18 protein-coding genes and 1 pseudogene are annotated in these 20,937 nt (G+C 49.4%); 8 read left to right on the forward strand and 11 right to left on the reverse strand.

The genetic code is table 11. The annotated features are described in order from the left end of the window. Positions 1-479 precede the first annotated feature (479 nt). The 5 genes and pseudogenes from CRP01_RS23370 to CRP01_RS42420 form a co-directional block, all read right to left on the reverse strand. Entirely contained in the window at positions 480-1,070 is a 591-nt protein-coding gene (locus CRP01_RS23370) for a hypothetical protein (RefSeq protein WP_099152530.1), read from the reverse strand. A 37-nt stretch (positions 1,071-1,107) separates the two neighbouring features. Continuing rightward, a complete protein-coding gene (locus tag CRP01_RS23375; RefSeq protein ID WP_170110506.1) occupies positions 1,108-2,436 on the reverse strand; it encodes a hypothetical protein in 1,329 nt (442 codons plus the stop codon). Positions 2,437-2,445: 9 nt separating this feature from the next. Continuing rightward, a pseudogene (locus tag CRP01_RS43480) lies at positions 2,446-2,637 on the reverse strand (papain-like cysteine protease family protein); the annotation flags it as partial. 134 nt (positions 2,638-2,771) lie between these two features. Further along, positions 2,772-3,416 (reverse strand): response regulator transcription factor, encoded by a 645-nt coding sequence (locus tag CRP01_RS23380; RefSeq protein ID WP_099152532.1) that lies wholly within the window; start codon positions 3,414-3,416, stop codon positions 2,772-2,774. Positions 3,417-3,525: 109 nt separating this feature from the next. Further along, positions 3,526-4,203, reverse strand: a complete 678-nt coding sequence (locus CRP01_RS42420) for a sensor histidine kinase (RefSeq protein ID WP_170110507.1) — start codon at positions 4,201-4,203, stop codon at positions 3,526-3,528. 933 nt (positions 4,204-5,136) lie between these two features. On the opposite strand from CRP01_RS42420, the gene CRP01_RS23390 reads away from it, so the two are divergent. The 3 genes from CRP01_RS23390 to CRP01_RS23400 all read left to right on the forward strand — a co-directional run bounded on the left by CRP01_RS23390 (position 5,137) and on the right by CRP01_RS23400 (position 7,681). Then, complete coding sequence (locus tag CRP01_RS23390; RefSeq protein WP_099152534.1) at positions 5,137-5,925, forward strand: DUF481 domain-containing protein; 789 nt, start codon at positions 5,137-5,139, stop codon at positions 5,923-5,925. A 182-nt stretch (positions 5,926-6,107) separates the two neighbouring features. Further along, positions 6,108-6,992, forward strand: coding sequence for a hypothetical protein (locus CRP01_RS23395; protein WP_099152535.1), 885 nt, complete (start codon positions 6,108-6,110; stop codon positions 6,990-6,992). A 14-nt stretch (positions 6,993-7,006) separates the two neighbouring features. Beyond that, complete coding sequence (locus tag CRP01_RS23400; protein WP_099152536.1) at positions 7,007-7,681, forward strand: hypothetical protein; 675 nt, start codon at positions 7,007-7,009, stop codon at positions 7,679-7,681. Here the strand turns inward: CRP01_RS23400 and CRP01_RS23405 are convergent. Further along, the gene (locus CRP01_RS23405; protein ID WP_099152537.1) at positions 7,678-8,334 is read right to left on the reverse strand and encodes a TVP38/TMEM64 family protein; all 657 of its coding nucleotides are present in this window, start codon (positions 8,332-8,334) and stop codon (positions 7,678-7,680) included. The genes CRP01_RS23400 and CRP01_RS23405 overlap by 4 nt on opposite strands. 263 nt (positions 8,335-8,597) lie before the next feature. Between CRP01_RS23405 and CRP01_RS23410 the strand changes: the two genes are divergently transcribed. The 3 genes from CRP01_RS23410 (at position 8,598) to CRP01_RS23420 (ending at position 11,615) form a co-directional block, all read left to right on the forward strand. Beyond that, positions 8,598-9,044, forward strand: coding sequence for a pyridoxamine 5'-phosphate oxidase family protein (locus CRP01_RS23410; protein ID WP_099152538.1), 447 nt, complete (start codon positions 8,598-8,600; stop codon positions 9,042-9,044). 74 nt (positions 9,045-9,118) lie between these two features. After that, positions 9,119-10,087: an alpha/beta hydrolase gene (locus CRP01_RS23415; protein WP_099152539.1), complete on the forward strand. Its 969-nt coding sequence runs from the start codon at positions 9,119-9,121 to the stop codon at positions 10,085-10,087. Positions 10,088-10,376: 289 nt separating this feature from the next. Continuing rightward, positions 10,377-11,615, forward strand: a complete 1,239-nt coding sequence (locus CRP01_RS23420) for an NAD(P)/FAD-dependent oxidoreductase (protein ID WP_099152540.1) — start codon at positions 10,377-10,379, stop codon at positions 11,613-11,615. 53 nt (positions 11,616-11,668) lie between these two features. Here the strand turns inward: CRP01_RS23420 and CRP01_RS23425 are convergent, their stop codons facing one another. The 3 genes from CRP01_RS23425 to CRP01_RS23435 form a co-directional block, all read right to left on the reverse strand. Next, on the reverse strand, positions 11,669-13,012 hold the full coding sequence (locus CRP01_RS23425; protein WP_143473509.1) for a hypothetical protein: 1,344 nt from the start codon (positions 13,010-13,012) through the stop codon (positions 11,669-11,671). 119 nt (positions 13,013-13,131) lie between these two features. Then, positions 13,132-13,710 (reverse strand): hypothetical protein, encoded by a 579-nt coding sequence (locus tag CRP01_RS23430; protein ID WP_099152542.1) that lies wholly within the window; start codon positions 13,708-13,710, stop codon positions 13,132-13,134. Positions 13,711-13,804: 94 nt separating this feature from the next. Continuing rightward, positions 13,805-14,377 carry an RNA polymerase sigma factor gene (locus CRP01_RS23435; protein ID WP_222845799.1) on the reverse strand — a complete coding sequence of 191 codons (573 nt, stop codon included), beginning with the start codon at positions 14,375-14,377 and terminating at the stop codon, positions 13,805-13,807. A gap of 966 nt (positions 14,378-15,343) precedes the next feature. Here CRP01_RS23435 and ppk2 point away from each other — a divergent pair. Beyond that, positions 15,344-16,105, forward strand: a complete 762-nt coding sequence (gene ppk2 / locus CRP01_RS23440; protein ID WP_099152543.1) for a polyphosphate kinase 2 — start codon at positions 15,344-15,346, stop codon at positions 16,103-16,105. 95 nt (positions 16,106-16,200) lie between these two features. Here ppk2 and CRP01_RS23445 read toward each other — a convergent pair whose 3' ends face one another. Both CRP01_RS23445 and CRP01_RS23450 read right to left on the reverse strand, forming a co-directional pair. After that, positions 16,201-17,841, reverse strand: a complete 1,641-nt coding sequence (locus CRP01_RS23445) for a coiled-coil domain-containing protein (RefSeq protein ID WP_099152544.1) — start codon at positions 17,839-17,841, stop codon at positions 16,201-16,203. Between the two features lie 228 nt (positions 17,842-18,069). Next, positions 18,070-19,212, reverse strand: coding sequence for a T9SS type A sorting domain-containing protein (locus CRP01_RS23450; RefSeq protein ID WP_170110508.1), 1,143 nt, complete (start codon positions 19,210-19,212; stop codon positions 18,070-18,072). A gap of 161 nt (positions 19,213-19,373) precedes the next feature. On the opposite strand from CRP01_RS23450, the gene CRP01_RS23455 reads away from it, so the two are divergent. Continuing rightward, on the forward strand, positions 19,374-20,810 hold the full coding sequence (locus CRP01_RS23455; protein ID WP_143473511.1) for a hypothetical protein: 1,437 nt from the start codon (positions 19,374-19,376) through the stop codon (positions 20,808-20,810). Positions 20,811-20,937 lie beyond the last annotated feature (127 nt).

A 20,937-nucleotide genomic window follows, 5' to 3' on the forward strand; every position in this document is an offset into this window, starting at 1 on the left:
TTGATCCAGTGAAATCGATTAGCAGACACCCAGATCACTCCTTGCTCGAATAGATTTACAAATAGGGTAACCAAACAATAGTAAAAAACAATTCTGAGCGGCTTGTTCCAATACTTCCGGTAAAAGATGGCTACGAATACGGGAATTGCCATAGTCGCTATGGTAAATCTACCGAATGAGATTAGAAAATCGTTCCAGTAACTTTCTATCGGGGGCACCTTTCTAAGTTTTAAAATTATTTAAAAATGGATAAAGGAAATGGTTTATTCCTCAAGTAGACTAATGCATTATTTCCCTCGGAACATTAATATTTCCCAAGCATCTATTTCTAAATCTGGCTGCCAGTGAAGGAATAGGTTTTATTTCACTGGCAGCTATCGTATTTTAAAGCTTATTGAATTCAACCAATTAGTACCAAAGAAATCCAGCCTTATCGGATAGAGATCTTGGGTGCGATTGACAGATAAGCTCTAATTTTTTTAATCTTCCCCCGGTGGAATTCTTGCACCTGAGGTGGCTCCGCCGCCGCCTGCTCCAGGGCCTAATTTTATATCAACCTGCCCGGCTAATATGAACGCAGTGGGATTTCCATTAGCTTTACGCCCAATTCTTCCCACCAAGGTCATTAAGCGGTGAGGTACAAACTGCTTTAAGCCCTCATTTCCCTCTAACGGGAATATTTCTTCGCCGAATACGAAAAGAGACACTGGAGGGTCATCTCCCAATTGCCGTTTTAGCGTGGCAATCAAATTTTGGAAATAACCGATTATGCCACCCGTATTTTGGGATGCATCTTTTCCCGGATTATCCGGATCGTAGCTGATCCAGGTAGCATCCACCAAATCCGGATCTTCGATATTGGTAACTCTTAGCGCAATCTGTTTACTTGGGGATTGAGCCAGGAGCAAATTCGCTCTCCAGTACTGGATGAGAAAAATCCTCTCATTATTGATACTCTGCCAATAGTTTATAATTTCCTGGTTCATTTGGGCAGGTGTGAAAACACCCGGAGCTCCTGTGGGAAGCTGCTCAAGCTCATCATGTCCCGTTTCAATCTTGATTTCTGCCATAATTTCTTAGTTAGGTTTGTGATCTCATTTAAGAGGGTTAAAGTTTTCTTCGCCTGAACAGCTTATCCATCCGAAGTATTCCGTCATTCTGTAATATGTTCTGAACTTTCTCCCGATACTTTGGACTTTTATCTATGAGTTTCGGCTGATCAAAATCCAGAACAAATTTTTCCAGACCTTTTAACAGATAGGGTTCCGGAATGCCCAGTATGCTATTTTGGTATTTTCCTCCATAGAAGAAATATTTTGCATACCCTTCAGTTGGTAGGTAGTAGATCTCATTCTCATATGAGAATCGATAGAATTCAAAAGTATAGGGTGGAAACCGGACAATGCTGTACCTGGTTTTTTTGCCATCAAAACTGGTGTCGTAAGGATTGTTGCTTAACCAAATTGTATCACCTCTTATCAGGGCCGGTTTGGGACTTATATCATTAGCTAGTCTTATTTTTTCCACCGCACATTTACCCGTTTTTTCACTGCATACAATTGATGTACTTAAGGCAGGCTTTGATTTTATATAGGTTACTTCCCTGAGGTCTGTCTTCAAGATGGCATTGCTGTGAATTAGATTCTCCGTTTTTTTGGGAGTATTAAAAAAGTCATAATTAAATAATTCAATCTTGGTTTGAAAATGCCCCTTTTTCAAGTACTCGAGGAGAATTTCCTGGTCAAAAGTGCTTCCATTCGCAGTAGCCAGGAAATCATTTCTATTTCTGCGAATTATCTCCAGCAAAAGATTCTCCTTAGGATCAATGTATTTAATGGAATCGGGTATAGCTTCGCATGGATCACAGGTATTACCTTTTGGAAAGATGTGGTGAACCATTGATAAAAGGATATTCATCCTTTCAACCAGGATGCCACCTACCGCATCCACAGCTTGGCCGGAAAGTGCATTTTCGTGCAGTAAATAAGACTCTCCATCACAGACATCCCAGGGGTCCTGGATCATGAAATAATTTTCCAGGGTAGTTGCATCCGATCCAGTGACTGTGGTATATCCCTTTCCAACCGTTGCATGAACAAAGTTCTTTTTGGATTTGGTGGGTTCATCAACGGCACTGATGCTATAAAGGAAAATAACGGGGCGGCAATGGTCTATCTCGTAGGTGTATTGATCCCAGGTAAGTTTCCGGTGATCCTCCATGGAGTAAAAATCATTCTCGGTAAATAAGATATCTATAAAGGACTTTTCGTAAAAGTTAGTTTCAACAGGCCCCATTCCAAAGTTAGTGGTGTACGAAAAGGAGTAGGGGATATTCAAATTACATGCTGATGGATAAGTTGCCGGAGCTGGATCCGCACATGGGTCTATACAAAAATCGGAACAGTCAGCAGCAGGATCTATTTGAGCAACATTCATGTATTGTTCGACCAACATACATTGTCTAGAAGTATTAATAGGCTGATGGTATTCCATGATCATGTCCATACTGGCAGCCCAGCACCACAATCCGGATTTTTGACTGTAATCAGGAACCGCCAGTTCCTTATGTTGACCATTTGCCAAGCAAATGGCGGATAGCATGAGGTATGAAAAAAGATGTAATCTTTTAAATGTCATTTTGTTAGGTTAATTCAGGTTTTAGCAATTTAATCTGCACCGAGAGCAATTATTTTGAATTTGAACGAAAAGCATGATTCCAACCTATTGGGAGGAATCGTCGTTAGCCTCCAATGGGTGGCTCCCAACTGGAATTAGATCAGATGATTCTTTAGCGCTTTCACCACCGCTTCTGTCATCGAATTGACGTGCAGCTTTTTGTAGATATTTTTTATGTGGAAGTGCACGGCGTGGTAATTCTTATTCAGCCGGTCTTCGATCATTTTATAGCTCAATCCGTCGGCCATACACTGCAGTACCTTTTTCTCTGTCGGTGTCAGTTCCACGTATTCCACCTGGCTGGTGACCACATTGTTCTGAAAAAAGGTGATCACTTTGGAAGCGATTGCGGGAGAGAAATAGCCGCCACCGGCGTGTACATCGTAAATGGCGTTCTCGGTCGCCTCCAGACCGGCCGATTTCAGGACATAACCCGAAGCCCCGGCGCACATGGCCGCGAAGATCTTGTGGTCATCCTGGAAAGCCGTCTGGATCAGGATCTTGGTATCCGGTTCCGATTTTTTGATCTGTTGCATGGCCTCGATACCGGAAATGCCCGGCATTTCGATGTCCATCAGCACCACATCCGGGCGGTGCTGACGGATGAGTGTTAGGGCTTCAATAGCATTCGGGAAACAGGCAGCCATATATATGGTATTAGAGCCGTCAAAATAGAGTTCCAGCGATTCGCTGAACTTCGGATTGTCTTCGAATAATATGACTCGGATAGCGTCTTTCATAAGGGGCCCGGTTTCGGGCTAAGCTAGGTTTTTAAAGGTGTTTATGGTACTCCCAAATTTGGGAGCATAATTTTAGTTTGGGATTTGACCAACGCCATTCTTTTGGCACCTATGCCAGGCTGTGTATGGTCATATGAGTGTGTGCTCCGGCTCCGGGGGCCGAATCCAGCTTCAGGTCAATAAAATTTTCCCTGGCCCGGTTCCGGAAATTTTTGAGCCCGTTGCCCCGGTGCAGAACATCAGGATCAAAACCCACACCGTTATCCTGTACGGCAATCGTTAAACTGGTCCGGTTATTGCGAATGTCCACGGATACCTGGCTGGCCCCGGAATGCTTCACAATGTTGTTGATCACCTCCTTGAACATCATGAACATGGCGTGCCGCTGTTGCATGTCCATCTGGATCGGATGCTGCGTATCGTAGTGGCTTTCGTAGGAAAGCTCTATGTCTTTGGCTCCCAGCATTAAAAAGGCAAATTCCCGCATCTTCACCAGTAATTCTTCGATGGAATCGTTGAGCGGGTTGATCGCCCAGACCGTATCCTGCAGGTTGGTGATGGTATCCCGGGTGTAATTCTTGATCCTTTCGATAATTTTACTTCGGGCACTGCTGTCTTGTTGATCGTGCCGCTTTTTGAGGAGGTCCGTCAGGTTGTTGATCGCCCCGAGATTGGCACCTACGTCATCGTGTAGATCGCTGGCGATCTGGTTGCGTACCATCTCCAGGCGCAGACTCCGGCGGGAGCGGTCTAATGCCAGGAAATAAGCAATGGTGAAAAGGATCAATAACAGACAAAATATCAGTAGGGGTTGGAACCACCATTCTTCACGAATATTCTCCTTCCCAGGCTTTGCAGGAAAAAAGACAAGAAAGCTCATATCTTCCTTAGTGATCGGATGGCGTATTTTTAGTTTATATTGGCGGCTGCTTAGATTAGTGTACCTGACAATATTGTACTGCATGTGGTTCCAATCATCTTCAAAACCGACCAACCTGTAATTGACACCAGTTTTAAGGCTATCCTCAGGGAGCCCAATCTCAATTTCAATTTCCTTTATAGGTGGAAGATCTATTTGTCCGTTAACCTGGTAAAGACTATCGATACTTCTTCGATCCAGGGTATGCTCGTCATTATAGCTGATCTTTTTAATGTAGTAACCGGAATCATTACCAGCCAATGCCGGCTGGCTGGATAACAAGCCAACCACCAGGATCAACCCACAAATAATACGAGCGGGAATAATAGCAATAGGCAACGGCCGACGGAACGTCGCCGTGAAAAGGAAAACCGGGGTATAGAACGAAGGCCTTTTTTTTCCTGAACCTTCGTTTGGGGTAAAGCGGAATGGTGTCATGCTGGGGATAATGGTTATACTGCTGTAATTATTTGGGTTTTTAAGTTTTTTAGAGAGCAGTTTGGCGCAGGCGGGGATATTACCCACAAGCGAGAGATAATAGTTAGAATACCAACCCTTTTACCTGGGATCAGACCACCGCTGCCAAATGCGGACAGGCTGATACGAGCGAGCTAATTAATCATGGGAAAATTGGAAGATAGTAGTGCAGTAGATTCAATTACGGAGGACAAGTAGCCTTTCAAATTTAATCAAATTTTTTCATAATGTGTAAAGACAGGCTAACATTTTGTTAATGTCCATACACCGGAACTTTAATAAAAAGTTCCTTTTTTTGCCCAGAATCCTGAAAAAACACCTAAAATGAAGAAAATCTACCTTTTACCTTTTCTTTTGTTGTGCAGTATGGCCACTTTCGCCCAGATCGTCAATATCGAATCGCTGCGGATGAATGCAAAGGACAAAAAATTGAGCGGCATCGTCGATCTGGATTTTGCCATCCGGAAAAATAAAGCCGGGCAGACCGTCGTGATCGGTACGGACGTCGGTGCCCAGTGGAATCTCGGCCGGAAAAACCGGCTCATCTTTTTGTCCGGTTATCACCTTACCCAATTCAATGATACGGACGATCCGACGGCGCCGTCCCGCAATTTCAACAATCAGGCTTTCGGCCATTTTCGCTACAATATCGACCTCAGCAAAACCATTGCCCTGGAAGCCTACAGCCAGGCCCAGTGGGATGAAGTGCAGGAAATAGATATCCGCTTCCTCAACGGTGCCGGACTCCGCTTTGAACTGCTGCAGAATGATACCGCTTCCTTCTACTTCGGCCTGAGCTATATGCTGGAGTACGAAGAGACCAGCGAACGCCCCGAAGCCATTACCACCAATGAGCACCAGCGGCTGAGTACCTACGTATCCGGCCAATTAGGGCTGAACCCTTTTCTCAACTTCAACTACGTGCTGTACTTTCAGCCCCGCCCCGCGGAACTGGAAGATTTTCGCATTTCCTCCAACGTCGGATTGTCCATCCGTTTGAGTCGCAAGGTGAATTTTACGACCTCGGCCTCCCTGCTATTCGACAGTCGCCCGCCGAGTACGGTGCCTAAAACCCAGTATTTTCTGAGCAACGGCATCCGTATGGATTTTTAGGAGCTACCTTTTGTAATATAATTTTTTCACATCTGTGGAACTAAGCTTTTTCGCGCACCGTTTTGTGGATGTCGGCCTTTAACGGGCCGGTTCTATGCAAAAGAGATAAACGTACGCTTTCATAATAAAACCCGTTCTTTCTGATGAAAAACAAAAGTCTACTGCTTTTGGGCACCTAACTGTTGCTCTTACTTCCGGCCTGCCGGGATAATGCTCCGCTCGTATTGGAACCGGTCCGGACCGAACCCAGCAGCCATCTGGGCTACGGTGTCTGGGTCAGTGTCCCCTACGGATTTCGGGAAGCCAGTTCCTACAATGGCTTTCAGAACACTGCTGCTACCGCTTCCATCTCCCTGCAGGTGAATGAGATCCCTCCGGTCGCGATGAAGAAAAATTTTGATCCGGAGCTGCTGGCCCGCAGGAAAACCGAACTACTGGAAATGCGACCGGTTTACTACGGCGATTTCGACAGCGCTTTTTTCGCCGTCGTGCGGGATAAGCGCAAGAGGACCATTCGTTATCTGCTTTGCGTCAGCGACGGCACCCGGACTTATAACATTAAGGCCTTTTGCTTCGAAGATCAGGCCGGTCTTTACGGCAGTGCGTTGAAAAATGCCCTGCTTACGGCTTATATTGGCGAGTACGAGGAAGAAAAAGAAGAAAAAGATCCATTCCAGCTCGCCGGAGTGGTGGATGCACAGACCATCGTTTTCACCCGGGACGGAAAATTTCCGACGGAGGCCGAAGATCAGGCGAAACTGGAAATAGAGCGGCTGGATGAAAGTCGCAGCTTCCTGTCCAGGGAAGAGCGGTACGAACTGGTCCGCAACGAAATGGAAAAACTAACCCAAAACCGACCGCAGACGGTTCAGCACGATCCCCTGAAGAACGGGGTTTTCCTCTACGCATCGGGCTACGGCGAAGCCCAAAGTGTCTACGTGGCACTACTGGTCGATGCGGACGGCAGCTCTACAGTTATCAGGGGCACGGGCACTACTTCCAGTAGCGTCAGTGAAATAGAAGAGTTTGTCCGGGCCAGCTTTTTAAAAACCGTTATCAAATACTGATCAATATTCAGCTTATGAATTACCAGATCATCACCGATCCGGAGCAATTACACAAATTTATCGAGTGGCTCCCGGACCTGGAGGAAGACGAAAAGTATTACTGCTGCCTCTTTTCGCGCAAGAAATACACGCCGGATGGGCAGCAGCGGCACGATAAAACCCAGCTGAAAAGATTCCTCACGGATAAAACGCGACTGTATAATAAGATCCGGCAACTCGAGGTGCCGCTGGGAGCTTATGAACTGAAAAAAACGACGGCCAGCCAGGAATCCCTGGCCATGTATATCAATCCCAACCCCCGAAATCTGCGCCTGGCTGCTTTCGAGGGGATCATTGAGCTGACCCGCCTGTTGAAGAACAATGATAAACGATTCAATCCGCAGGCGGAGATCCTCAACTGTATCCAGCAAAGTCACAGTCGCAAGGTCTACCTGGATTTCGATGTGGATACCAAGGATTTTGATTTTGACCAACTGGCCAAAGTGATCAATCCTTCCTGTCTGGATATTCTGGAAACCCGGGGTGGTTTCCACGTCCTCGTGCGGATTGCAGAGATTGATCCGACTTTCAAAAAATCATTCTACAATGACATCATGGCGCTGGGTGTGGACCAATCGGGAGATCAGTTGCTGCCGGTTCCGGGTTGTGTCCAGGGTGGATTCACCCCCCGCTTTGTCCGTAAATTTTAGGGCGTATCCGGCAATTCCGCCTCTTGCTGCAAGCGGCGTAAAAAATGTCGGGCAATAAGCCACAGGACGGGAGGCAAACCCGCACTGATAATGATGGCCAATAAGGGATGCTCGATGCCGGTGTAACCGATATAGGCAAAAACGAAACCCAGGGGAATGGATCCGCAGGCCAGTGCGATCAGAAAGGGTCGCCAGCCCATACGGTTGAGGCCAGCCATACAGGCCACAATCTCCGGCAGCACCGGCAGCCAGCGGGAAATGGCCACGATCCAGCCTCCGTTCTTCCGAAAGGTTCGTTCTCCTTTTTCCAGATCTTTTTCGCCCAGTATCCAGCGGGCACCCTTTCGTCCCAGACTCCGGCTGAGCCCGAATGCCAGCAGGCCGGACAGGAAACTCCCCAGCGCCGAGAGCAGGCCGCCCCAAAGCGGGCCGTACAGATAACCCATCGCCGCCATGATAACCGTTGCGGGAAGCGGCAGGAACAGATCGCCGATCAACAGCAGGATGGCCACCAGCCAGGCCCATGTCCCGAAACTTTCCAGGATCTCCACCGAGCCGCTTTCACTGAACATCTGGGTGAACCAGTCGCCCCAGATAATAAAAGGTACTATGATAAAAATGGCCAGTACGCCAAAAACGAGCCAGTTACGCATATTTGGATTTTCCTTTTGTCAGGATAGTTTTTCGGAAATATAATTCGATATTGGCAGATCTACGGAATAAAAATTCCAATTTGCTACAGAATATTGCAACTTGCCATTTCGCCGGTACTACTGGAAGCGGTCCGAAAGGACGGTTGATATTGCCCGGCGGAAAAGGGTAGGGGAGTCGTACGGGAGCCCGCACGATGTGTATCGTCTCGTGCCAAACCCGGTTCTTCTTTGCCCGGCAAACTGGATTAAAACGTTATAAAGTCATGCCCAAACCGCAAGCCGCACCGGTAGATCCCTCCCGCTTGCCCGAACTGGCCGCCGAGGTGATTCGCAAAGCCAAATTCCCCATGCTGGCTACCGTGGACGGTGATCAGCCGCGGGTACGTCCGGTATCCCCCGTTCGGGTGGATGGTTTCACCGTTTACATCGCCAACCTGCGATCCTACCAGAAAACGGACCAGATCGCGGCCAACCCGCAAGTGGAGTTATGCTATCTGGAACCCGATCACGATCAGGTACGGATCAGCGGTCGGGCGGAGGTCGTAACGGACCGGGCCCTGATCGAAGAGATCTGGCAGGCCAACCGACTATTGGGACATTACCTCGGCTCCATGGATAATCCCGAATTCATACTCTACCGGGTCATCCCCGAGCGCGTCACGTTTATGCGGGAGTGGGCGCTGGAATACTGGGAGGTGCCATTACCATAAGTGGCGGCGGGATTCGGATACCGGAAAGGTGTACCGGCTCCCAAATACTGAATACCAAACTAAAAAATGAAAACATGTACAAACAAACGCTTCTTGTTGCACTAACAATTCTTTGCTGCGGCCTGGTCCGAATGGAAGCGCAGCGCTACGCTTCCGATGTCTTCGTCAGCGTCGATAAACAGACCTATACCTACGCTACGGTCGACGGCGAAGCACTTTATCTGGATCTCTACCGGCCACTGGGTGATACCGAACGGAACAAACCGGTGATCCTGTATGTCCACGGCGGCGGCTTTTCCGGTGGTTCGCGCGATGGTGCCGGTTTGGTGACTTTTGCGGAAGATTTTGCCAAAAAAGGCTACGCTGTGGCCTCTATTTCCTACCGCCTCCGTATGAAGGGCAAAGGTTTCGGCTGTGATATTACCGCCCAGGAAAAGATCAGAACCTTTCAGGAAGCGGCGCTGGACATCCGGCAGGCGACCAAATTCCTCCTGGATCGCCGGCAGGAGTTTGGGGTCAATCCCGATCAGATCGTACTGGCCGGCAGCAGCGCCGGCGCCGAAGCGGTCCTCCATGCGGCTTACTGGAAAACGTCCGATCTGCCCGCCAATGCGGTGGCGCTGCCGGCGGGATTCCGTTACGGCGGTGTGATCAGTATGGCCGGTGCGCTGGTCGACCCGCAATTGATCACAGAATCTTCGGCTATTCCTACGCAGCTTTTCCACGGCACCTGTGATAATCTCGTGCCCTACGCCACTGCACCGCATCACTACTGCCAGGCCGGTGACGCCGGTTACCTGATCCTGCACGGCTCCCGCTCCATTGCCGACCGCCTGCAGGAGATCGGCAAGCCTTTCTACATTTTCACTTCCTGTAATGGAAAACACGAATGGGCCGGAAAACCCCTGGCGGACTATCGGCACATTATGCTGGACTTTATGTACAATGATATCCTCCGGAAATCCTACCGGCAGATCAGTGAGGTGGTCAGTCAGGAAGGAGGCTGTGATTACCACGAAAATGGTTTCCCCTATTGCAAGTAGGGGATAGGCACGCCGGAACAGTTGGAAGACCGGGTCAGGCACCCGGCTGGGGTTAGGGGGCGGTCAGTACAGCACTGATGATTACTGCCCTGCCGGTGACAAATCGGTCTGTAATTGTAAGGCATACACTTATAATCAGGACAATAATTGGAAGATCAATCATATTTTTTTACATTTGTACGTGACTATGAACTACACTTTGAGCCTGGCGTTCTAACCATTTTCGGACAGCCAGGCTTTTTTTTGTCCAGATTTGTTTTTCCCTCACCGGTTCTCTATTTTCCCTTTTATGATACAAACTGATATCGCCATTCTCGGGGCCGGCCCCGGCGGTGCTTCTACGGCATTGAAGTTGAGTCACTTAGGCTTGCCCTGTGTACTCATTGATAAGGCGGATTTTCCGAGGGACAAGGTTTGCGGTGATGCCATCAGTGGAAAAGTAACCACCCTGCTGCACCGGCTGGATCCCGCCATTATGGCCCGTTTTCACGGGATGTCCATTCAATCCGACGTTTGGGGTATGCGTTTTTATGCCCCCAATGGGAAGCGGGTAGAGGTGCCCTTTCCAATTAAGTCCGAGGCCGGTCACGCGCCGGGTTATGTCAGTAAACGAATCGATTTTGACCAGTTCCTGATCGATGAAGTGAGACGCCGGCCGGATATTCAACTGCACCTGAATAAGGAGATCAGCTCTTTCAAACGGCAGGAAACGGGCTGGCGGCTGCAGACTGCGGACGGGGATTTTACCGTGAACTGCCGACTTCTCGTGGTAGCGGACGGCGCCCATTCCCGCTTTAGCCGGACCATTGCCGGACTGGAAAAAGACACCGCTCACCACGCCGCTGCCCTGCGGGCCTACTACCGGAATGTCGGGGACCTGAGCGAGCGGGGATTCATTGAACTTCACTTTATACACGATATCACACCGGGTTATTTCTGGATATTTCCCCTGCCGGACGGCATGGCGAATGTAGGCCTGGGCATGCGCAGCGACATACTCGCTAAAAAAGGGCTCAACCTGAAGGAGACCCTACGATGGATCATTGAAAAGCACCCCACGATCAGCGAACGCTTTAAGGATGCGGAATTGATCGGTAAAGTCCACGGGTTCGGTCTGCCGCTGGGCTCCAAACCACGACCCATTTCCGGTGATCATTACGTGCTGGTCGGAGATGCCGGGCATCTGGTGGATCCGATAACCGGCGAGGGGATCGGCAATGCCTGTTACAGCGGCTTTATTGCCGCCGAGCTGGCCGAAAAATGTGTGCAGGAAAATGATTTCTCCGCCGCCCGCCTGCAGGCCTACGACATTCGCGTGGCCCGGGTACTGGGTTCGGAGATGGCGCTGAGTTATCGTCTGCAGAAATTGCTGGCCTACCCCAGAGTGGTCAATTTTATGGCGAGGGTAGTGGCCGGGAATCAGCGCATGATGCAGGTACTCTCCCGGATGTACGCCGATTTTGACCTGCGCCTGGAACTGGCTCGTCCCTGGTTTTGGATCAAAATGTTCTTTACCGGTAAGCGCTAACTATCCGGTGTTCAGCGCTACTGGAGCCGAACACCGGATAGTGCGCAGGGGAATCAATCGTCAATCGTGATCTTCCCGTCGTAGGAAATAATGGTGATCTTCGGACTGCTATCCGTGGCACCTTTGGTTTTGCCGCGGAACTCCAGCCGGTCGTTCTTTTCTTTGTAGAACTGAGATTCCAGTCGTTCTTCCGGATAGTTGAGACGGCCGTAGGTCAGGTTGGCATCCATTTGGAATTCGCTGCCTTCGGGGAGTTTAATACTGAAATCGGTGTATTTACCTTCAAATTCGATCCCTTCCAGCGGGCCGGTCAGTTCATCCACTTCCAGTTCGTCATCGTAGGATTTTAGGAAAAGTTTATTGCGCAGTTTTTCGATCTTGAACTCCGTGTATTTGGAATCCGCCGAAAGACTGCCCAAGCGACCGATCTCGACTTTGTCGTCGTATGAACTTTCGAAAGAGAGCTGGCCGACTTCCTTGATCTTAAACTCTGTGTATTTACTTTTCACGAGCAGTTCGTTGCCTCCGTCGCTGATGAACTCACCGTCGTAAATATCGATCCGGGCGTTGTTGAAGCGGCCGACGGAAAATTCGGTGTACTTATCCTGCAGATTGAGCTCTCCTATGATCGTTCCCCACTTGATATCGTCGTCGTAGGTATCCGCCGTCAGGTCATTGAAGCTGCCCATGATCAGTTCGGAATATTTGCTTTTGAGCATAACGTTGCGGCCGTTGCCCATTTCCAGATCAGAATCATAGATCTCCAGATCGGCGTCCTCGAAATTCCCCAGCTTACCCTTGCTGTATTTTGCTTTCAGGGCCAGGCTGCCGCCGACATTGCCGACATTGATCCGGCCGCTGTAAATATCGATAGCCAGGTTGTTTTTGACGCCCGATTCGATCAGGATCTCATCGTATTTATTGCTCACGAAAAGCTTGCTGCTGGCCGGTACGGAAACGGTCGCTTCGATCTTCAGGTTGCGGAGGTTGTTGATGCGGGTGCCGTCTTCCAGTTCCAGACGGGTCACGCCGTTGCGATTGTTCCAGTTGCGTACCTTCAGGTGAGTGACCACTTCCAGATCGTTGGACGATTCGGTCAGTTCGCATTTGAAGTAGCGCTTCAGGGTCTCCAGATCTTCCTGATCGGAGGCTTCGCCGAAAAGTTTAACGGACACGCCCACCTTACCGTTAGTAGCCGGTACCACTTTCAGCGGACCGTAACGATGACTGATCCTGACATTGGCCTTGGCTGCATAAGATTCTTCGATCGTTTTGATCGGATTGCCCTGTCCGAAGAGGGGCGTCAGGCTCATCACCGCCACCGCCAGCAGTAGCAAACCGCCTTTTAGCGTGGGGGTGATGATCATTTGTAAACTTAGTGATTTATAGAAATTCATTTAAAAAGTGTTTAATCGTTAGTTGAAAATAAATTGCTGTGAAGTTTCTACGGTGGGGAAGCAGTACCCGGGGCCCCGGCTCAGCTCTCACTGTATTCGCTTCACTTTTGCTTCTGGAATTAAATGGACCGTGCCCGGCTCCGCTCTTCGACCTGTTTTTGTTTGTCGATCTCCCGGGAAAGTCGTTCCAGAATGCGCAGTTTTTGTTCGTAATAGCGCATGAGGGTACTGACCCATTCATCATTGTCGAAAACTTCCGGAAGATCCTGCATTTGCCGGCGGTGGATCTTTTCCAGTTCATCCAGTTCGTTGAAAATATCGATAAACTCCTGCCGGTTCAGACCATCCAGGTTCAGTTCAGCTTCCTTACGGGCAATCGTACGGCGGAAGGCCATTTCTTCATCGGCGATCTCCGGATAATAATCTTCCACCGAGAGATTGGCGCCGGCCATACTTTCCTGGCCCGGTGGCTGGATCAGCCAGATCGAAACTCCGATCAGCAAGAGTACCGCCGCCGCTGCGGTCAGCTGCCAGTTGCGACCGACCTGGAGTTGCCAGCCCGAACCGGATCGGGCGGGTAGCGGCCGGATCCGGGCCTCCGGTTGTTGTATTTTCTGCCAGAGCGCATCGGCATCCACGGACTCTATCCGGTCCAGCTCCGCTTGATTTTCCCTGATTTTCTTTTCTAATTGATCCATGTTGTCTGTTGATGTTTGGGGATGGTGGAAATTTGGATGTTGAGATCCCGGGTTGTTGGGAGGTCGGCGTTTTTAGAGCTTTAACTCCCAATTTCTAGCGTCCCTTTATCCCATTATCCATACTTTTTAAAATTTCCTGCAGCAGTTGCCGGCCGCGTCGGTATTGGGTTTTGGATGTCGATTCACTGATGTCCAGTATTTGCGCAATTTCCTGGTGTTGGTAGCCTTCCAGCAGATAAAGGGTCAGCACTACCCGCGATCCCGCCGGTAATTGCTTGATCGCACTGTGGATGGTCGCCATGCTCACTTCCGGAGGTTCTTCCACACTGGCCGGATGCGGTATGCCGTTTTCCGGGAGGGTATCCGTATAATCGATCCGCCTTTTTCCCCGCAGATGTTCGATCGTGGTATTGATCGCAATGCGTTTGATCCAGGCACCGATCGTGGAATCCCCTTTAAAACTGGGCAGGTAGCGAAAAACCTTGAGAAAGACTTCCTGCAGGATATCTTCGGCCAGGTGCCGGTCGGCAACCATACGAATGACCCGGTTGTACATGGCCTGTACATACCGGTCGTAGAGCACCCGCTGCGCGGCGGAGTCACCCTCCCGGCATAATTCTATTAATTGCTGGTCTTCGATATTTAAGGTGTAATGGTACAAGCCCAAAATTCAGTCTTTTAAGTGAGCAGTTTAACCCAAAAGACGGGGGCTGAAAAAAAAGGTTGGAATCCAACCAACCATTTTTAAAAAAAATTGCTCCATTAATATACGGGTTGAAATACCTCTGGCCGGAAGAAGATTCGGCCGATTTTGAAGTTTTTCCGGTGAAATGTAATCTTTTGTGAATTTCACATTTATTTAACGTCATTTTTGGAAACCTTCGCAATATTTCCCCGTTTATAATGTTATAAATGCATAAAAGTATTAAATTAACGTTGGCTTAAGTTTCATAAACTAGTGAGTGTAAAGTGAAGCTCCGCGAATTTCGGTTCGCGGAGTTTTTTTTTGTCCCGGTCTGAATTTAGCTCGACTTTAGTATTTTATGTTGCGTTGGGTAAATAGAATAGGAAAACGGACATTCCAGATCAATATATGGCCAGGGCTACGCCCTTCGATGTAAAACCCGTTACTGATCTACAAATATTTTCGCAGCTACGCCGCTGACATCGATAAGGGCATAGCCCTGTAATATTTGTAGCAGCATAATTGATATCAGGTCGGGGAAGGGCATAGCCCTGGAGATAAAATGGGATTCCTCCACCCAGTGAGACGGCGAACTCAAAGAACGATTTTAAGACATCCGGTTTGCGAGAGTACTGAATCCTATCATTGAAAATGCTAAAGTCAAGCTTAGAGCCTATCCAAAAAACATCCTTTGGTCTTAAAATAACCATCTATGGAACCTCATTTCGTCAATTCTTCCTTCCGTAGCGCTGCTACGAAACTCGAAAATTACTCCGTGAGCACCCATATCTGGTCATTTTCGACAGCAAAAACAGTTGCTGGATAGGCGCTTAACGCATCTAAAATAAGGATCTAAAGTGCCGGATTCGGTAAAAATGGCGGACGTAAATAGTGTAAAGTATCGACGCTGCGTGTAAATTTGGTGCAAATCCACTGAAGCCGGACATTATGAAACGACGCACCATTGAGGAATTCTACCAGGTAGATTCCCGTTATATTGAAGAATTATATTTTTTGCAGGTCGAATTGCTGAAACTCCAAAAGCATGTACACGAACAGGGCCTGCGCCTGGCCATCGTCTTCGAGGGCCGGGATACCGCCGGAAAAGGAGCGGCCATCTTCCGCTTTTCGCAGTTTCTCAATCCGCGTGCCTACCGGATTATCGCGCTGGGCAAACCAACCGAGCTGGAACGTAAACAATGGTATTTCCAACGCTACATCAAAGCACTTCCCAATGCGGGCGAGATCGTGTTTTTTGACCGAAGCTGGTACAACCGGGCCGTGGTGGAACCGGTAATGGGATTTTGCAGCCCGGAACAGTACGAGATGTTTATGCAACAGGTGTGCCCGCTGGAAAAAATGCTGACGGAAGACGGAATATTGCTGGTGAAATTATGGTTCTCCATCGATGCCCAGCAGCAAAAAGAACGGATCAAAGAACGCCAGGAGAATCCGCTTAAACGCTGGAAAGTAAGCCCGGTAGATCTGGCGGCTCAGGAAAAGTGGGACGAATTTACCACCTACAAAAACAGCATGTTTGAGCGTACCCATTCCGATTATGCGCCCTGGGTGGTGATCCGGGGCCGTACCCGGGAAGAAAGCCGGATCCAGGCGATGCGCCATCTGCTTTCCCTGATCGAGTTCGAAGGGCGTTCGGCCGAATTGCCGCCGCCCGATCCCGAAGTGCTCCGACTTTGGGATAAAATATGAAGAACGGGTAAGCGCCAAAGCCGGGACCAGCAGAAGGCCGGTTCCCGGTTTGACGCCAATTCTAGACTTTATCTAAACCGCTTTGGTCTGTACCCTCAGGGATACCAGATAAACTGAAGTTGTACTCCCGGCGTACCGGATGACATTTTCTGCCCGAAATACTGGTCCCACTGTCCCAACAGGGCAATCCCGAGATCCCGGAATACACGGATCTCAAAACCTCCCAGTGCCTGTGCGCCCCAACGATCTTTTTTCAGTGGATATGCCGGTTGTTCTACTACGCCATCGTAATACATACTGCCGCTGAGCTGCTGGTAGACCGCCTGCCCGCCCAGCATGGGCCGGATCCGACCGCGACCGATATAATGCACCAGTCCGGTTTGTAATTCGAATCCATCCAAGGCTGCCGTCCAACTGGGTGATGGACTTACCTCTGCGTTATTTTCACCAGGGATAACTGGCACCTGCGAGTGAGCACTCCATCGTCTGATACCTATACGGGCGGCCCAGCGGTCGTTCAGATACCCTTCGACAAAAGCGCCATGGGTAGGCCGGATGGTCCATTGTTCCAGGCAGGGAATGGGCTGCGCGGAAGGATCCTTCACGTCGGCTTCGACCGCAATCGGATGGCTGGTGGAAAGATCAGTGGACCCGCTGGTTGATCCCTGATTAGTTTGCGTAATCACCGTAATCAGATCGGTGTTGGAAGGAGTGGATCCGCTTACCGGCACTTTCGGACACCACGTATCGGAAAGATCTCCGTTCAGGCCGAAACTAAAACCCAGTCCAAAACGCTTACTTTCATCGGGAACAATTGATTTAAGATCATCGTCTTCATCCGGATCTTCCGGGGATTCGTCTTCAGTTGCTCCATCTTCCTGCGGTTCTTCTTCGGTAGTTCCTTCCTCTTGCGGTTCGTCCGCAAAATCGGGTAAAGCGCCGGTCGGATCATCAATGATTTCCTGCAAGGCTTCCTCCAGTCGTTTTTTCAGTTCTTTGCCCAGCGGCGTATCCCAGAAACCGTCGTCCCAGTCGTTCCGGATCTCCTGTTTCTTTTTCCGCAAGGCCGAACGGATCGCCTCGGCATCCTCGTGCGCTTCGCGGATGGCATCGATAATGGCTTTGAGCAGTGCTTTCAGTTCCGCATCTACCAGATCTTCCTGTTCTTTTTTAGTGTTTTCGGGCTCCTCCGGTTCACCGGCTCGGGTTTCCAGATTATGCTTATCCCGGAGTTCGTCCAACTCGTCCTGCAGGTCCTGTAGTTTCCGGAGATCGGCCAGGTGCATATCCTGGTCGGCTTCCTCCAGCTCGTCCCGGCACTGCTCATCGGCTTCGTCCAGTTTGCGTTTCAGTGCTTCGAGCTCATCAATAAGCTTTTGGAGCATATCGTAATGATGGGCTTTGGCCTCCAGTAATGCTTCTTCCGCTTTTTCCAGCGCACGGGTTAATTTTTGTCTCCGGCGCTCCGTATCCGAACCGTGTTCGGCAGGATCATCGGGGTGATCGAATTCATCAAGGGCAGCCTGCGCCCGATCCCGGACAGCCTGGGCTTCGGCTACCGCCGATTTGGCCGTTTCTACTTTCGATCTCGCTTTTTCAATAGCCCTGGCTAGTTTCCGGGCTTCTCGTACAAGATCCTGGCAATCGTCATTGGCCGACAAGGCCAAAGGGGAAAATAAGACCAGCAACAAAAGGAGTCTACGGTAATTGAACTGGAAATTTTGATACGTTTTCATGGCGTCTGAATTTTTTGGTTAAATAATGGGGCTTTGCGCAAAACGTATCGTAAAAATAGCCTTGATCCGGTCCGGAATTCAAGTTCAACTTTCCGTAGAAATCAGGCTTAAAATTGCCTTAGGGAGTGGGTTTTAAATTTAAAATATTAGATCAAACGTTTGATACACAGATTTTTATGTTTTGTTCATGGGAAGCCAGGTTTCGGGAATTAAGGCGGGGAAAATCCTCTATCTGATCAGGATCAGTCGTTTTCGATAGGTCTTTTCCCTGGATTCGATTAAAAGAAAGTAAGACCCGGCGGGAAGGTCCGGCAGATGGACGGAAAGTTGTTTAAGTGCCGGAATGTCTTGTTGCCAGCACAATTGTCCGGTAGGGTCCAATAAGCTGATGCGTTCGGCTTTGGCCGGCAAAGAGAGCTCAAAAGAACCCGTGCTCGGGTTCGGCCAGAGCCGAAGGGAGGCATTGGCATCGATATCTTTTATTCCGGAAATACGGTCCGATAAAATGATCGTATCCGGAGGCGGCAAACAGAATTCAAAACGTTCTTCCCGATCATTGATCATTAAAACGGATTCGGGGAGGATATCTATCCAGAAGGGGCGGTCTGCCGGCGAGCGAAAGATCATATCCTCCACCACGATACCGACTTTACAGATCAACAGGCTTTGCAGGAATACATTAAAACCCCGACCGGCAGCGGCAACATCTCCGCGTCCGGGCGGAACCACTTTTTCTAAGGCTACCGTCTGAGCATTGGCCGTGACGTACAGTATTTCGGCCGTAGGATCCTCGGTATTGGGGATAATCTCCGTCGCCTGATCATCAATGTTGTCCAGCGGATAGCGAAAAGCGAAAGACAGACCGAGTATCCCATCGGCCGGCGCTACCTCCTGCCCCACGGGAAACTCCAGCCAGATCTCGGCAAAAAAGGTGTCCTGTAAAAAGGCGGTATCGCGATCGAAGTAGATCTTCAGTTCCGGGCAGTAGCTCACCGGAGCGATCATTTCCGGGGCCCAGGCCGGCGGCAACTCATCCGTAATGGTACTGTCGTAATTCAGGCGAATAGCATCCATATCCGCTGCGTTGATCAGCCGGTCTCCGTTGCTGTTGATGTGCACATAATTGACCAGGGTATTGGGCAGGAATAACCCCAGCGAGTCAATAGCAAGCTTGGCGGTCCAGTCAATGTCCATATCGGCTCGGGCGTTTACCTCCCGGCCAAAGGCCAGTCCGATGGGTAGCAGATCCCGCACATTTACGATCCCGTCGTTATTGGTATCTCCCGGATAAACTTTATATTCGGTTTGGGCGCTCAATCCGGATACGATCACGAGACTCCATCCCAGCAGAAAAAAGATTGGGGATTTCATTAGGTGTTTTTTTATGATACTCGACCTTTTGGTCATGATAGCTTGAAGGGTAGACAAGGTGACAGGGAGAAGGGGGAGACCTACGAGTTTATTCTTTTCCGGATCTATCGGTCATCTTATCTCGGTCCTATTCTACCATAATGTGATTTATTTCAGGGGAAATGCACAATAGTAAATTGATCAGGAGTTTGCGCCGGCTTTCCACGCGTCAGTTATCCCGCTTCGGGGATTTTCTGGCTTCGCCGTATTTCAATAAGCAGTCAAACAATATAGCTTTTTTCGACTGGCTTCGGAAATATGCCCCCGCCTTTTCGCACCGGTATCTGGAGATGGATCATTTGCTTGAACATTGGCCCCTGGCTTCCGGGATCACCCGCAAGAAATTACATTATCTGGTAGGCGAGCTGAACGGCCTGCTGGAGCAATTCCTGGTCGTTGAGCAGCTGAACGGAGACTCTTCCGGTATTGAATTTTACCGTTTGCTACAGCAAGCTGTGGTAGAACTGGATATTGATCATCTCCAGCAAAAAGCCGATCAGAAAATAAAACAGCTAATCGATACCTTGATCTACCGGGACAGCCACTATTTGCAGCGATTGTACCAGTATCATCTGGATCAGTACCTGGCTACGGATCCTTACCAGCGGTCTTTCAATCCCCGGCTGCAAACCGTTACGGATACGCTGGACACTTACTATCTGCTCAGCCGGCTCCGGTTTGCCTGGCAAATGCACCATCTGGAGGCCGTTGCTTCCGAACCATACAACCATCGTTTCGAATCCGAGCTATTGGGTTGGGCGGCGGCCCATCCGGCTATGCGGGTACCGGCGGTTAAGGTGTACTATCTGGGCTTGCTCCTGCTGACGGAACCGGAAAAAGTGGAACACTACGATGCCTTTAAAACCGAACTGCTGGAGCACAGGGATCAATTCCCGCCCCCGGAGCGCAAGTCCCTGTACACCGGTCTGTTGAATTATTGCATCCGCAGGGGCAATCAATTCGGAGAAACGAAATTTCTGCGGGAATACCTAAAGATCAACGAGCTTTTACTCGCGGACGGACTGCTGTTGGAAAACGGAACGATCTCTCCCTGGCGATTTGTCAATCTGAAAATGGCGGCCTTGCGGGTGGATGAGATCGATTGGGCCTGGAAATTTATCCATGATTACCGGCAATATTTGCCCGAAGCCTACCGGGAAAATGTATTCCGGTACGCACTGGCCTATCTTCACTTTTACCGGCGGGAATATGCGGAAGCGCAACGTCTGCTGGCTCAGGTACAATTTGAAGACCTCCTGTTCAATACCGCCCTGCGCACCCTGTTGGTACGCGTCTATTACGAGGCCGGTGAAATAGAGTCCTTACTGATCCCCCAGCTGGAAGCGAATCGCTTGTTTTTACTACGGCATAAGGGGGAGTTCACGCCTACACTGTACGGGCAGTGGAAGAATTTCAATAAAATTTGTTCCGTGCTGGCTAAAAGTGATCCCGCGGCGGCGGAAGATCAGCAAAAACTAAGAGAATTGCTGGCTACCGACGAGCCGATCCTGCACCAGGAGTGGTTGGAGGGGATCATTGTATTGAAAAAAAATGAATGATAAGTTAGAATAGCTGTATTGCATTTGCTGGTACTGCCCGAAACCAGATAATTTTCAGTAGTTTTGTTTAGCTTTTCCATAATCTCTTTCTCGAAAAAACCAGCACTTTCCCCTTTGCGCCATTCTC

The organism is Flavilitoribacter nigricans DSM 23189 = NBRC 102662, assembly GCF_002646595.1.
Classification (GTDB): Bacteria; Bacteroidota; Bacteroidia; order Chitinophagales; family Saprospiraceae; genus Flavilitoribacter; species Flavilitoribacter nigricans.

Excerpts from the sequence above, each read along its gene's own strand:
- ppk2 (WP_099152543.1), top strand. The coding sequence starts at position 15,344 with ATGAAACGACGCACCATTGAGGAATTCTACCAGGTAGATTCCCGTTAT.
- CRP01_RS23410 (WP_099152538.1), top strand. The coding sequence starts at position 8,598 with ATGCCCAAACCGCAAGCCGCACCGGTAGATCCCTCCCGCTTGCCCGAA.
- CRP01_RS23370 (WP_099152530.1), bottom strand. The coding sequence starts at position 1,070 with ATGGCAGAAATCAAGATTGAAACGGGACATGATGAGCTTGAGCAGCTT.
- CRP01_RS23415 (WP_099152539.1), top strand. The coding sequence starts at position 9,119 with ATGTACAAACAAACGCTTCTTGTTGCACTAACAATTCTTTGCTGCGGC.
- CRP01_RS23455 (WP_143473511.1), top strand. The coding sequence starts at position 19,374 with ATGCACAATAGTAAATTGATCAGGAGTTTGCGCCGGCTTTCCACGCGT.
- CRP01_RS23405 (WP_099152537.1), bottom strand. The coding sequence starts at position 8,334 with ATGCGTAACTGGCTCGTTTTTGGCGTACTGGCCATTTTTATCATAGTA.
- CRP01_RS23420 (WP_099152540.1), top strand. The coding sequence starts at position 10,377 with ATGATACAAACTGATATCGCCATTCTCGGGGCCGGCCCCGGCGGTGCT.
- CRP01_RS23400 (WP_099152536.1), top strand. The coding sequence starts at position 7,007 with ATGAATTACCAGATCATCACCGATCCGGAGCAATTACACAAATTTATC.
- CRP01_RS23430 (WP_099152542.1), bottom strand. The coding sequence starts at position 13,710 with ATGGATCAATTAGAAAAGAAAATCAGGGAAAATCAAGCGGAGCTGGAC.
- CRP01_RS23445 (WP_099152544.1), bottom strand. The coding sequence starts at position 17,841 with ATGAAAACGTATCAAAATTTCCAGTTCAATTACCGTAGACTCCTTTTG.
- CRP01_RS23450 (WP_170110508.1), bottom strand. The coding sequence starts at position 19,212 with ATGAAATCCCCAATCTTTTTTCTGCTGGGATGGAGTCTCGTGATCGTA.
- CRP01_RS23425 (WP_143473509.1), bottom strand. The coding sequence starts at position 13,012 with ATGAATTTCTATAAATCACTAAGTTTACAAATGATCATCACCCCCACG.
- CRP01_RS23380 (WP_099152532.1), bottom strand. The coding sequence starts at position 3,416 with ATGAAAGACGCTATCCGAGTCATATTATTCGAAGACAATCCGAAGTTC.
- CRP01_RS23390 (WP_099152534.1), top strand. The coding sequence starts at position 5,137 with ATGAAGAAAATCTACCTTTTACCTTTTCTTTTGTTGTGCAGTATGGCC.
- CRP01_RS23375 (WP_170110506.1), bottom strand. The coding sequence starts at position 2,436 with ATGAATGTTGCTCAAATAGATCCTGCTGCTGACTGTTCCGATTTTTGT.